The sequence below is a fragment of the Streptomyces polyasparticus genome, from assembly GCF_014493765.1.
GTDB lineage: Bacteria > Actinomycetota > Actinomycetes > Streptomycetales > Streptomycetaceae > Streptomyces > Streptomyces polyasparticus.
This window is the reverse complement of record NZ_JACTVJ010000004.1, coordinates 334,296-347,198: the sequence shown is the minus strand read 5'-3', so window position 1 is coordinate 347,198 and position 12,903 is coordinate 334,296. Positions and strand designations below refer to the sequence as shown.

General features: G+C 72.5%; 10 protein-coding genes. 4 read left to right on the top strand and 6 right to left on the bottom strand.

All coding sequences use genetic code 11. The features are described from left to right. Window positions 1–79 precede the first annotated feature (79 nt). The 4 genes from H9Y04_RS05880 to H9Y04_RS05865 form a co-directional block, all read right to left on the bottom strand. Complete coding sequence (locus H9Y04_RS05880; RefSeq protein ID WP_187812585.1) at window positions 80–1,636, bottom strand: PH domain-containing protein; 1,557 nt, start codon at window positions 1,634–1,636, stop codon at window positions 80–82. 90 nt (window positions 1,637–1,726) lie between these two features. Beyond that, complete coding sequence (locus H9Y04_RS05875; RefSeq protein ID WP_187812584.1) at window positions 1,727–2,062, bottom strand: YnfA family protein; 336 nt, start codon at window positions 2,060–2,062, stop codon at window positions 1,727–1,729. 22 nt (window positions 2,063–2,084) lie between these two features. After that, window positions 2,085–3,641 carry an ankyrin repeat domain-containing protein gene (locus H9Y04_RS05870; RefSeq protein ID WP_187812583.1) on the bottom strand — a complete coding sequence of 519 codons (1,557 nt, stop codon included), beginning with the start codon at window positions 3,639–3,641 and terminating at the stop codon, window positions 2,085–2,087. A 144-nt stretch (window positions 3,642–3,785) separates the two neighbouring features. Beyond that, window positions 3,786–4,673, bottom strand: coding sequence for a hypothetical protein (locus tag H9Y04_RS05865; RefSeq protein ID WP_187812582.1), 888 nt, complete (start codon window positions 4,671–4,673; stop codon window positions 3,786–3,788). A gap of 348 nt (window positions 4,674–5,021) precedes the next feature. Here H9Y04_RS05865 and H9Y04_RS05860 point away from each other — a divergent pair, with 348 nt between their 5' ends. Next, window positions 5,022–5,681 carry a response regulator gene (locus tag H9Y04_RS05860; RefSeq protein ID WP_187813054.1) on the top strand — a complete coding sequence of 220 codons (660 nt, stop codon included), beginning with the start codon at window positions 5,022–5,024 and terminating at the stop codon, window positions 5,679–5,681. Further along, on the top strand, window positions 5,642–6,817 hold the full coding sequence (locus H9Y04_RS05855) for a sensor histidine kinase (protein ID WP_187812581.1): 1,176 nt from the start codon (window positions 5,642–5,644) through the stop codon (window positions 6,815–6,817). The genes H9Y04_RS05860 and H9Y04_RS05855 overlap by 40 nt, the downstream gene beginning before the upstream one ends. A 102-nt stretch (window positions 6,818–6,919) precedes the next feature. On the opposite strand, the gene H9Y04_RS05850 is transcribed toward H9Y04_RS05855, so the two are convergent. Beyond that, window positions 6,920–8,689, bottom strand: coding sequence for a glycoside hydrolase family 35 protein (locus tag H9Y04_RS05850; RefSeq protein WP_187812580.1), 1,770 nt, complete (start codon window positions 8,687–8,689; stop codon window positions 6,920–6,922). A gap of 136 nt (window positions 8,690–8,825) precedes the next feature. Between H9Y04_RS05850 and H9Y04_RS05845 the strand changes: the two genes are divergently transcribed. After that, window positions 8,826–9,743, top strand: coding sequence for a helix-turn-helix domain-containing protein (locus H9Y04_RS05845; protein WP_187812579.1), 918 nt, complete (start codon window positions 8,826–8,828; stop codon window positions 9,741–9,743). A 20-nt stretch (window positions 9,744–9,763) separates the two neighbouring features. Here H9Y04_RS05845 and H9Y04_RS05840 read toward each other — a convergent pair whose 3' ends face one another. After that, entirely contained in the window at window positions 9,764–10,087 is a 324-nt protein-coding gene (locus H9Y04_RS05840) for a chorismate mutase (RefSeq protein ID WP_187812578.1), read from the bottom strand. Between the two features lie 146 nt (window positions 10,088–10,233). Here H9Y04_RS05840 and pepN point away from each other — a divergent pair, with 146 nt between their 5' ends. Next, window positions 10,234–12,732 carry an aminopeptidase N gene (gene pepN, locus H9Y04_RS05835; RefSeq protein ID WP_187812577.1) on the top strand — a complete coding sequence of 833 codons (2,499 nt, stop codon included), beginning with the start codon at window positions 10,234–10,236 and terminating at the stop codon, window positions 12,730–12,732. Window positions 12,733–12,903 lie beyond the last annotated feature (171 nt).

The following is a 12,903-nucleotide window of genomic DNA, read 5'->3' as shown; positions in this document are numbered from 1 at the left end:
CTGCGGGAGAGACGCGCGGCGCCCGCGCTGTGCCCGGATGCGGGGAGCTACGGTGCCGCCCGGTTCGCGGGTGCGGGGGTTACGGTGCCGGCTGGTTCGCGGGCGCGGGGCGGTCGTCGAGCCCCAGCTCCCGCAGGACCACGCGCAGATCCCGAGGTGCGGCCGCGAGCCGCACCCACCGGCCCTCGTCGTCGAGTTCGGCGATGTGCCACGACCTCGGGATCAGCTCGGCCTCAGGGCCCCGGGCCCGGCGGATCCCCCGTACCGAAAGCCGCCGGGCCGGAATCTCCTTCGCCGCGAAACGTCCAGGGCCCGGATGCGGGACCACGGCGGGCGCCCCGTCGCCGACAACGATGTGCGTGCCGAAGCCGTGCGGGTTGTACTCGGTCGCGTCCAGGAAGCGGGCGGACACGAACACCTCGCCCGTCACCGGGGCGGGCGAGCCGGCCGCCTCCGGGCGGCGGATCCGCGTCGCCCGCCACGCCCACGCGAACAGCGCCGCCGACACCGGCACGCCGGGTACGGCCCACAGGTACGCGGCACGTGACAGGAACGGGTCCGTGGTGAGCGTGTGGACGTACGGCAGCAGCCACACGCCCGTGCCCGCCAGCGCCACGAGGAAGGGCCGGACCGACGGCAGCACCTCGTCGGAGGGCAGCCGCCGGTGCCGTCGGCGGATCATCAGCTGGGCCGCCGGCACCCCCGCGGCCAGCGCCGCCAGGGCCGACACGACCGCCACCTCACCGCCCGTCGCGAAGTGCTCGGTCCACTGGTGGTGCCTGCCCGTGATCCGGTGGATGCCGCCCTGCCACAGCGTGAGGGTGACCCGGTCGCCCGGCTGGAACGCCTTGGCCGTGTCCTCGGGCACCGACTTGCGGTCGACGGGGCGGTCGTCGGTGAAGTACACCCAGCTCTGGCTCTTCCCGGGGTTCGGGTCGGTGTGCTCCACGACGGCCCGCATCGTGCTGAGGCAGTCCGGGGCCGCCCGGCCGGCGGGGCAGGCGACCGCCGACCGCCAGGCCTGCAGGTGCCGCGACGCCGGCGGTACGAAGTACGCGGTCAGCGCGCTGCAGGCCAGCAGCACGACGCAGACCACGAGCAGGCCCTTCCAGGACCGTCCCGCGGTGCGGGAGTTGATCACCGTGAGGTAGTCGGTGGCGGGTGTGCCGTGGCGGCGGTGCCGTTCCCGCAGGGCGTGCAGCTCGGAGTCGAAGAGGGCATGGAACCGCGCGTGGTCGGAGCCGTAGGGCAGCGGAAGCGTCACCTGGCCGCCTCCGCGCAGGCGCAGCACGGCCCGCCGGATCCGGGTCGAACGGTAGACCTTGTCCAACTGCTGTATGTCCGCGATGTCCTGCCACGGCACGGTCCGCGGCCGCAGCCAGGTGTGCAGGTGCACGCCCTGGGCGTCGGCGCGCACCGAGACTGTGGCCATGCGCAGCACGTACAGGCCGAGCAGGGCGAAGAGCAGCGCGATCAGCGCGGCCGCGTCCACGGGGTGCGGGGGCGTGTCCATGCCGAGCACCCGTACGCGGTACGCCCCGCACACCATGACCACCAGTGTGGCGAGCACACCGAGACCGATGAAGACCTTCGTGCTCGCGTGGTACGGCATACGGATGACCAGGACGTCGTTCATGACGGGAGTGTCGCCGACCATGCCGGGGGTCCGCTTCGGACGATCACGGCAGACTTCACCGGCCGTTCCTTGCCGGAACCCTGCTGCGGATCACTGCCCCCGCGGCGCGTACATGATCACAGCCATCCCGGCCAGACAGATCAACGCCCCGATCACATCGAAGCGATCGGGCCGGTACCCGTCGGCCACCATGCCCCACGCGATCGAACCGGCCACGAAGATCCCGCCGTACGCGGCGAGGATGCGCCCGAAGTTGTCGTCGTGCTGGAAGGTCGCGACCATGCCGTACAGGCCGAGGGCGATCACCCCGGCGCCGATCCAGATCCAGCCCTTGTGCTCGCGGATGCCCTGCCAGACGAGCCAGGCCCCGCCGATCTCGAAGAGGGCGGCCACGGCGAACAGGGCGACGGAACGGGCGACGATCACGCGGCCATGCTAGCCAGCCGCACTAGGTCCCCAGCCGCGGGAACGTCCCCCGCAGCAGCGCCCGCGCCCGCTCGTCCCCGACCTCGTCGACCGCCTCGGTGGCCGTGTCGTACGCGGCGCTCCCCGGTTCCCCGCGGGTGAGCAGCCGCGCGAGGGCGTCGACGGCCCGTGGGTCGCCGCGCCGGGCAAGGCCGCGCGCCGCCTCCGCGGCCGTTGCCGGGTCGTGGTCCGCCAGCCGTGCGGCCAGGCTCTCCCGTACGTCCAGGGAGTCGGCCTCGCTCCAGGCGAGCGCGAGCGTCGCCCGGTGCCGGACCACGGGGTCGGCGTCACCGGTCAGCCGGGCCAGGGCCTGTGCGGCGGGCTCGTCGGCGCCGACGCCGAGCGTGTGCAGGGTGGCGGCCGCCGCGGCCCGCACGCCGGCGTCCGCGTGCCCGGCGAACCGCAGCACGAGCGGCAGCGCGGCCCGGTCGCCCGGCTCGCCCAGGGCGCGCACGAGGGTGCGCGCGAGCACCGTGGCCCCGGCGGACTCCTGCTCGCGCTCCACGGCGGTGCCGAGCAGCGCGAGGACCCGCCCCGCGAACGCCGGCGCTGCCGACGCGAGCCGCCCGAGCACATCCACCCCGAACGCCGCCCGCAGCGCGGACTCGTCCCGGGTGAGCGCGGCCGCGGTCCGGTACGTCACCTCGTCGCCGCGCCCCGCCAGCTCGGCGGCGGCCTCGCGCCAGTTCTCGTTGTCGGGGTCCGCAGTGGGGTCTCCCCTGCTCGAACGAAGTTGAGAGCTCGGGGATGGTAGGGCGCGGTCGAGGAGTTCACCGAACGGCGCCCGCACCCCGAGCTCATGCTCGAGCACGGTCGCTATGGCGCCGTGGCCCGTCTGCTGCTCGCGGCCGTATCCGCCGCCGTCGGGCCGCAGCACCTCCACGCTCACCGTGATCCCCGCGTACTCCTCGAAGCGGCGCACCACCACATCGGCCGGATCGGCGCCCTGCGCGACCTCCTGGCGCAGCTGCTCCTCGACATCGGTGGCCAGCCACCGCCGCGCCTCGGTCAGCGCCTCGTGCGTGGGCCGCGCGCCATGGAAGAGCAGCGCCCGTACGGTTCCGAACGAGCCCCTCCGTACCGCCGAGACCAGCGGCGGCAGACCGTCAGGACCCGGCCGCTGCGGATCCGCGCCCGCCGCGAGCAGCGCCGCGGCCGTGTCGGCGTGGCCGAGCTGCACGGCCCAGGCGAGCGCCGTGAACCCGCCCTCCTCCGGCTGGTCGGGCTCGGCGCCCGCCGCGAGCAGCGCCCGTACGACCTCGTGATGACCCGCGCAGGCCGCACCGCACAGCGGCAGATCCGCGTCCCTGCTCAGCCGGGCCGGATCCGCTCCCGCGGCGAGCAGCAGCCGTACGATGCCCGGCCGGTTGTTCATCGCCGCCAGATACAGCAGGCTTTCGCCGTCCTCGTCGGCCGCGTCGGGGTCGGCGCCGTCGCGAAGGAGTCGCACGGCGGCGTTCTCGTCTCCGTCGAACACCGCGGAGAAGAGGGCTGATGCAACGGGTTGGACAGGTTGGACCGGGTCGTGAGCGTTCTGCATGGTTCGACTACCTTCGCCCGGGAAGGCGGCAGGGCGCAAAGTTTTTCCACCCCTGTTCTCAAGATCACGTATCGCGCGTCGGGTGCGTGCTCACCTTGCGCACAGCGGGGCGCGTGCTCACGTATCGCACAGCGGGGCGCGTGCTCACGTATCGCAGTCGAACACCGACCGGCACAGCGTGCACCGCGCCCGCACCCGCCCGCGCACCGGCACCCTGATCCGCTGCCGGCAGGTCGGGCAGGGGAACGAGACCCGCAGCGGACTGCCGGCGTCGAACGCGTACGGTCCGCCGCAGGCACCGCCCGGACCGTGGTCCTGGGCGTAGCGCCGGTCCTTGGCATAGCGGCGGCGCCCCGCCCAGCCGGCCGCCGTGAGCGGCGGCTGCCGCTCGTCGCGGCGGGCCAGGTCGAGGCCCTTCGTGTACGCGGTGTACGCCTGCGGGCTGGTGAACCAGATCGCCGGATCTTCACCGAACGCGAGTGCCCGCTTGGCGAGGACGTATCCGAACTCCTCGGGTGTCAGATAGCCCAGCTTCTGCGAACTCGTCCCGTCCTCGCGGAACGCGTCGAGCAGCAGCCAGCCCGCGCCGAGATAGGCGGTGGCGGTGTCGGTGAGGATCTCGTTGTCGCGGGTGCCGGCGAACGCGAGGCCGAGGCGGTGCAGATAGACGTGCATGACCTCGTGCGCGAGCGCGGCGCCGATGTCGCGGCGGTGGGTGCGGAAACGGTCGTTGAGCTCGATGAAGTACTCGGGTCCCGCGGCCAGTTCGACATTGGCCGCGTGCTCCATCTCGCGGAAGGACACGATCATCCGGGCGTCGGGCAGGCGCAGATGCTGCACCATGACGCGGGCCACGCGCTGGGCGCCCAGATGGAGGTCGTCGATCTCGCAGAAGGCCACGTCGGCCGGGGCGACGCTGGTGTCGAAGGAGTGCACGGTGTCGTACGAGAGCCGCTTGTAGAGCGCGGTGATCGCCGAGCGCACCGTCTCCAGATGCGGGTAGCCGTGCTCCACGGGTCCGCCGTTCGCCACGCCCGCACCCCCTCGCGTAGGTCGCTCTCCACTGTAAGTCGGGCAGCGGCGGGTTCTTCCGGTCGGAAGCCGGGCCGTGCCTGGTTCGTCCGTGTCAGGTTCGTCCGTGCCTGGTTCGTCCTGGCCTGGTTCTTCCGGCCGATCGGGTGCCCGTCCGAAGCCGTCCGTCCGGCCGAGGCCGTGTGCACCCCGGCGGCGTAGCGTCGTACGTGGCATCGCAGGGCTGGATCAGCGCCGCTCCGGCCCTGCGGCCTCCTTTCCCCGGACCGCCTGCGGTTGCGCGCCGCTCAGGGCGCCGGTCCCATGGAAGGCACATGTCAGAAAACCGGTGGGCAGGCGGCGGCGCATATGGCGATCTCGGTGGTCATCGCGGATGACCAGGAAATGGTCCGCACCGGCTTCCGCATGATCCTGGAGAGCCAGTCCGACATCCAGGTCGTCGAGGACGTCGTGGACGGCGAGGCCGCGCTCGAAGCCGTACGGCGGCATGACCCCGATGTGCTCCTGCTCGACATCCGGATGCCCAGGCTCGACGGTCTCGAAGTGACCCGGCGTCTTGCCGCGACCGGCAGCGAACGCCCCCGGATCGTCATCGTCACCACCTTCGACCTCGACGAGTACGTGCACGCCGCGCTGCACGGCGGCGCCAGCGGCTTCCTCCTCAAGGACGCGAGCCCCGCGATGCTGGTCGAGGCGGTACGCGCCGCGGCCGTCGGCGACTCCCTGGTCTCACCCGCGATCACCGTACGGCTCCTTCGCGAGATGGCCCCGGTCTCCGCGCGCCGCGAGGTCCGCGAGCCCGCCGAACCGCTCACCGAGCGCGAGATCGAGGTCGTACGGTGCCTGGCCCGGGGCATGACCAACGCGGAGATCGCCTCCGCCCTGTTCGTCTCGCTCTCCACGGTCAAGACCCATCTGGCCAACGTGCAGGCCAAACTCGACGCCCGTAACCGCGTGGAGATCGCCGCATGGGCCTGGGAGAGCGGACTGGCCTCGGGCGACAAGTGAACGCGCTGCTCGCCTGGTTCGCCCGCAGCCGGGCGCGGGCCGTCGCGGCGAAGCTCCTGTTCGCCCTCGTCCTGATCTCGCTGGTCGCCTTCGAAGGCGTCGCGCTCGCCCGCCAGCCCACCTACCCGCACGCCATCGTCGCCTTCTCCGGCGTCTTCGTCTGCCTGTGCGCCGTGCCCTGGTCCGGGATCCCGCTCCTGTACCGCGCGTGGCCCGCGGTCGCGGTGTCCGGGGCGGTCACGCTGTTCCTGTTCACCGGCGACCACCCGCTCAAGGTCTGGGGCCTGGCCGAGGCCATCGCGCTCCTGATCCTCCTCAGCGGCGTACTGCAGCGCGCCCCGACCCGTGTCGCCGCGGTCCTCGGCCCGCTGCTCGGGCTCGCCGCGATGGCCGCCCCGGTACGCGACGAGAACCCGGGCCGCTTCACCACCCTCTTCGCGGTCCTCACGGTCGTGGTCGCCGCCTACTCCCTCCTCCTGCGCGCCCAGTCCGTCCAGCGCACCCGCGATCTGCAGGCCGTACGTTCCGCCGAGCGCATCGAACTCGCCCGGGAACTCCACGACTTGGTCGCCCACCACGTCACCGGCATCGTCGTCCAGGCCGGCGCGGCCCGCTTCACGGCCGTCTCCGCCGACCAGGCCGCCGAGACCTTCGCGCGGATCGAGAAGGCCGGCGAGGAGGCACTCGGCGCCATGCGCCGCCTGGTCAAGGTGCTGCGCGAGGGTGCCGCGGAGACCGCGCCCGCCGCGGGCCTGGCCGAGCTGCGCGAGATGACCGCACGCTTCTCGGCCACCGGCCCGCCCGCGATCCTCTACGTCGAACCCGCCCTCGACGAACGTCTCCCCGCCGACCTGGCGGCCGTCGCCCACCACATCGTGCGCGAATGCCTCACCAACATCCGCAAGCACGCGGCCAATGCCACGGCGGTCCGCATCGGCCTGCGCACCGTCCCCGCGGGCCTCGAGATCCGCGTAGCCGACGACGGCACGAAGCCGGCCCCCCTGAACGACCAGGCAAGGGGCGGCGGCTTCGGCCTCGCCGGCCTGACGGAACGGGTCACGGCCCTGGGCGGAGAACTGACGGCGGGGCCGAGTACGGAGGGGGGGTGGGAGGTGCGGGCGGTGCTTCCCATTTAGCCGGCCCCGCAGGCGCCACCCACCCACCCGCACCCGACGAACAGCCGCACCCGCCCCCTACCGCACCCGCACCCGCACCCGACGAACAGCCGCACCCGCCCCCTACCGCACCCGCAACCCCCGCTCCACCGCCGCCCCCTCCAGCTCAAGCACCCACACCTCGTTCGCCCCTTCCCGCAGCACCGGCCCCGGCACCGACAGCGCGCGCTGCGGCCCCACAGACCAGTACCGGCCCAGGTTGAACCCGTTCACCCAGACGAAGCCCCGCGTCCAGCCCGGGAGTTCGAGCCACGCGTCGCCCGCGCCGGAGATCTCCAGCGTGCCCGTGTAGAGGCCCGTCGCGCCCTCGGGGGAGCGCAGGGACAGGGCGCCGAGGCCCGCGTCGAAGGCGTCGAGGCGCAGCCCCTGGGCGGTCGCGCCGTGCAGATACTGGCGCTCGTGGCGTACGCCCGCGGTGATGCCCTTGGGCTCGCCCACGAGCGGGCCGTAGTTGACCCTGCCGAGCGACTCCACCCACAGCTCCACCACCGCGGGGCCCGCCACCGGCTTGTCGAGGACGGGGGAGCTCTCCGTGAGCACCCCGGCGCGTTCGCCGTCGACGTACACCACCGCGCGGTCCCGCAGCCCGCCGACCGACAGCGGATAGGGCTGACGCGGGCCCGGCACCTCGAAGCGGTAGCGCACCAGGCCGCGGTCGACGTCCAGGTCCTCGAACGTGGGCGGGGTGCCGGAGACCGTCTCCGGGCCGCCGAGCTCCGCCAGGACCTCGTCGAGCGGGGCCCACGAGGAGAGGTTCGTCTCCACCGGTGCCGCCAACCGGTCCGGCCGCGGGGGAAGTTCGGGCAGCGGGCCGTCCGCGTACTCGGCGAGGATCTCGCGGAACGCCCAGAACTTCGGCGTCGGCCCGCCCTGTTCGTCGATCGGGGCGTCGTAGTCGTACGAGGTCACGTCCGGCAGCAGCTCGCCCTCGTGCAGCTCGCCGCTGCGGTTCGCGCCCGCCCAGCCCGCGAAGCTGGTGCCGCCGTGCGCCATGTAGAGGTTCACGGACGCGCCGCAGTCGAGGATCTCGCGCAGCGTGGCGGCGGCGTCCTCGTGGGTCCGCTCGACACTCTTGCCGCCCCAGTGCGAGAACCAGCCGCACCAGAACTCCATGCACATCAGCGGCCCGGCCGGCTGGTGGCGACGCAGGGTCTCGAAGGAGGCGCGGGCACCCGAACCGAAGTTGACCGTGGCGAGGACGCCCGGCACCGAACCGCCGGTGAGCATGTGGTCCTCGGGGCCGTCCGACGTGAACAGCGGGACCTCCACCCCCAGGTCGAGCAACACGTCGGTGATGTGCCGCAGATACGTGGCGTCGCTGCCGTAGGAGCCGTACTCGTTCTCGACCTGGACCATGATCACCGGGCCGCCGCGGTGGATCTCACGGCTCACGATCTGCGGCATCAGGGTCTCGAACCAGCGGTCCACCAGGCGCAGATACTCGGGGTCGCGGGTGCGCGCCCGTGACCCGAGCGGTCCGGTCACCCAGTGCGGGAGCCCGCCGTTCTCCCACTCGGCGCAGATGTACGGGCCCGGGCGGACGATCGCCCACAGCCCGGCGCGGGCCGCCGCGTCCAGGAAGCGGCCGACCGCCTCGACATCGCGGTACGTGCCGGGGGAGGGCTCGTGCAGATTCCACGGGACGTACGTCTCCACGCAGTTGAGGCCCATCGCCCGCAGCATCGCCAGACGGTGGTCCCACTGGTCCTCGTGGACACGGAAGTAGTGCAGCGCGCCGGACAGGAGCCGCACCGGGCGCCCGTCCAGCTCGAAGTGCTCGTCACCGACGGCGAACTCACCGGTCCTGAGTTCGCCGACCCCGTTAGTGCTCATGATCCCGCCCCTTGGTTCGTGCTGGTACGCCGCAAGATTCACCCCCTGGCGGGGCGGCGGTCCATGGACAAAGATCAGCCGTGCTTGCACTGCACTGCGGGCGCGAACCAAAGCCGGCCAGAAGGGGCAGATCCGCATGAACAACACGTTTCACACGTGGATGCGGTACTTCACGCCCAGCCCCGTCCACCACCGGCTCGGCCTGGTCTGCCTCGGCGTGGGCCTGCAGTACGGCGCCCTGCCGCCCGTCGGACCGCGCACGCTCGACCACCATGTCGCGATGGTCATCTGCTCGGGCGGCGGCTGGTACCGGCTACCGGACGGACGGCGCCTGACCGTCACCGCACCCGCCCTCGTCTGGCTCCTTCCCGGGGTGCCCCATCAGTACGGCGCCGATCCGGACACCGGCTGGGACGAGGCCTTCGTCGACTTCACGGGCCCCGCGACGGCCACGTACACCGAACTCGGCTACATCGAACCCGCCCGGCCCGTCGTGCCGCTCGGCGACAGCGCCCCGGCCCGCGCGGTCGTGACCCGCATCGCGCGCGCCGCCCGCGTGGGCAACCCGCTCCTGGAGGTCGAGACGGGCGCCGCCGTCCATGAACTCCTGGTCGCGCTGCGCCGCTCGCGCGCCGACCTCGCACCCGACGGCGACCCGGTCCTGCAGGCCCTGGCGCGCGACGCGTATCTGCCGCTGTCCGTGGCCGAGCACGCGGCCCGGCTCGGCATGACGCCCACCGAACTGCGCACCGCCGTACGCCGCGGCTCCGGCTGCAGCCCCAAGGACTATCTGCTCTCGATACGGCTCGGTCGCGCCAAGGAACTCCTCGCCGCGACCGAGCTCCCCGTCGCCGCGGTCGCGCGCCGCGTCGGCTACGACGACCCCGCGTACTTCTCCCGCCTGTTCACCCGCCGCGTGGGCCTGGCCCCGATCCGCTTCCGCGACCAGCAGGCGCGCACGGTCCCCGGCGGCTGGTCCCAGGAGATCCCGGACCCGGACGATCCGCCGATGCTGGGGGCGTGCGCAGGGGATGCCGAAGAAGTCGACGCCTGATCCCGTGACGCCCCCGGCTCTCAGTGCTCCGCGGCTCCCGCGATCTGCTCGTGGTGGCGGATCACCTCGCTGATGATGAAGTTGAGCAGCTTCTCCGCGAAGGCCGGGTCGAGTTTCGCGTTCTCCGCGAGCGCGCGCAGCCGGGCGATCTGGTGGGCCTCGCGGGCCGGGTCGGCCGGCGGGAGCTGGTGGGCGGCCTTGAGATGGCCGACCTGCTGGGTGCACTTGAAGCGCTCGGCGAGCATGTGCACGACGGCCGCGTCGATGTTGTCGATGGAGTCGCGCAGCCGGGCCAGCTCGGCCTGTACGGCGGGGTCGGTGGGGGAGGTGTCACGCGTGGTCATGGGACGGGAGCCTACGTGTCCGCGATCCGGACACGCTCGGGTCGGCCGGGTCGCCACCCTCCGACTTCCCGCCTCTCGCGGGCCGCCCGCCCCACGTGATCAGGCCCCCTCTGTGCTCGGATCGGCACATCAGGCAGCATGTCCCCATGTCCGTACTGACGCGCGACGAAGCGCAGACCCGTGCCCGACTCCTCGAAGTGCAGCGTTACGAGGTCGCCGTGGACCTCACGCGCGGCGAGGAGACGTTCGACTCCCGTACCGTGATCCGCTTCACCGCTCGCGAGGCGGGTGACACCTTCGTCGACCTCAAGGCCGCCGAGCTGCGCGAGGCCGCCCTGGACGGACAACCGCTCGACCCCGAGTCGTATGCCGACGGCCGGCTGCCCCTCAAGCACCTCACCGCGGGCGAGCACGAGCTCACCGTCGACGCCGAGATGCGCTATTCGCACACCGGCGAGGGCATGCACCGCTTCACCGACCCCGCCGACGGCGAGACGTACCTCTACACGCAGCTGTGCATGGACGACGCCCAGCGCGTGTTCGCGGCCTTCGACCAGCCCGACCTGAAGGCCGTCTTCGCGTTCACCGTCACCGCACCCGAGGGCTGGACCGTCCTCGGCAACGGCATCGCCAAGGCCGAGGGCCAGGGCCGCTGGACCATCGCGGACACCCCGCGGATCTCCACCTATCTCGCCGCGCTCGCCGCCGGCCCGTACCACTCGGTGACCACCGAACACCGCGGCCTGCCCTTCGGCATCCACTGCCGCCGCTCGCTCGCGCCCCACCTGGACGTCGACGCCGACGAGATCCTCGACGCCACCAAGGCGCTCTTCGACCGCTACCACGAGAAGTTCACCGAGCCCTACCCCTTCGACTCGTACGACCAGGCCTTCGTCCCGGAGTTCAACGCGGGCGCCATGGAGAACCCGGGCCTGGTCACCTTCCGCGACGAGTTCATCTACCGCTCCGCCGTCACCGACACCGAGCGCCAGACCCGCATCATGGTCATCGCCCACGAGATGGCCCACATGTGGTTCGGCGACCTGGTCACGCTGCGCTGGTGGGACGACATCTGGCTGAACGAGTCCTTCGCCGAGTACATGGGCTACCAGACCACCGCCGAGGTCACCCGCTTCTCGGACACCTGGACGGACTTCGGCATCGCCCGCAAGACCTGGGGCTACGACTCCGACCAGCGCCCCACCACGCACCCGGTCGCCCCGAAGCCGGAGCTCGTCCCCGACACGGGCGCCGCGCAGGCCAACTTCGACGGCATCTCGTACGCGAAGGGCGCATCGGCGCTGCGCCAGCTCGTCGCGTGGCTCGGCGACAAGGACTTCTCGGCGGGCATCAACGCCCACTTCGCGCGGCACAAGTTCGCCAACGCCACCCTCGCCGACTTCATCGAGAACCTCGCCTCGGCCACCGACCGCGACGTCCACGAATGGGCCCGCGTCTGGCTCGGCACCACCGGCGTCGACAAGCTGACCCCGGCCGTCACCGAGACCGGCAACTCCTGGCAGCTCACCGTCACCCGCGAGGGCGGCCGCCCGCACCGCATCGGGGTCGCCGCCTACGAGCCCGATCTGCAGGACGACGGCGCCCTCGTGCTGCGCGAACGCTTCGAGCTCGACATCGCCGCCGAGCACACGGAGACGACCCGCTCCGGCCGCAGGCCCGCACTCCTCGTCCTCAACGACCAGGACCTCACGTACACGAAGATCCGCCTCGACGAGCAGTCGCAGAAGACGGCCCTGGGCCAGATCTCCGGCATCCCCGAGACGCTCAACCGCACCGTCCTGTGGAACGCCCTGCGCGACATGGTCCGCGACGGCGAACTCGCCCCGGCCGCCTACCTGGAGGCCGCGCGCACCCACCTCCCCAAGGAGCGCGACCTCGCGATCGTCCAGGGCGTCCTCGCCTTCGCGGGCACCCAGGTCACCGACCGCTACCTCGCGCCCGAGGACCGGCCCGGGGCCCTGACGCTCCTGTCCGACCTGTGCGAGGACATCATCCGGCTCACCGAGGACGGCTCCTCGCCGGGTGCGCGCCTGACCGCCGTACGGCACTTCATCGACCATGCCCAGCGCGCGGACGTCATCCGTGCCTGGTTCGACGAGGGCACGGTGCCCGGCGGCCCCGAGCTCGACCCGGAGCTGCGCTGGCGGCTGCTCACCCGGCTCGCGGTGCTCGGCGCCATCGACGACGACGTGATCGAGGCCGAGCTCCTGCACGACCCGAGCGCCAGCGGCCAGGAAGGCGCCGCACGCTGCCGTGCCGCGCTGCCCGACCCGGCCGCGAAGGAGGCCGCGTGGGAGGCGATGTTCGGCGGCGGCGACACCCTGTCGAACTACCTTTTCGTGGCCACGGCCCAGGGCTTCTGGCAGCCGGAACAGCTCGACCTCGTCCGCCCGTACGTGACCCGCTTCTTCACCGACGCCGTCGCCACCGCCAAGCGCAGGGGCCCGGCTCTCGCCGACGGCATCGGCCGGCACGCCGTACCGATCGCGGTCGTGGAGCCGGCGACGCTGGAGCTGGGGGAGCGGTGCCTGGCCGAGGCGGAGGTCCCGCCGCCGCTGCGCCGCCGCCTGGCGGACCACATGGACGACCTGGCGCGGGCGCTGCGGGTGCGCGGGGTCCAGTAGGCACGCGGTAGTCGGGGGCGCCGGTCACGTACCGGCGCCCCTTCGCTGCCGGTCACAGGGGGGCAGCGGAAACCGCTTGTACCTCCCATACCACTCCAACTGCTTTTCCCCGTACGGCAGTACCACTTTCGAGTTGCGCTCGTTTATCTCCGCGGGCGCCACCGCACATCA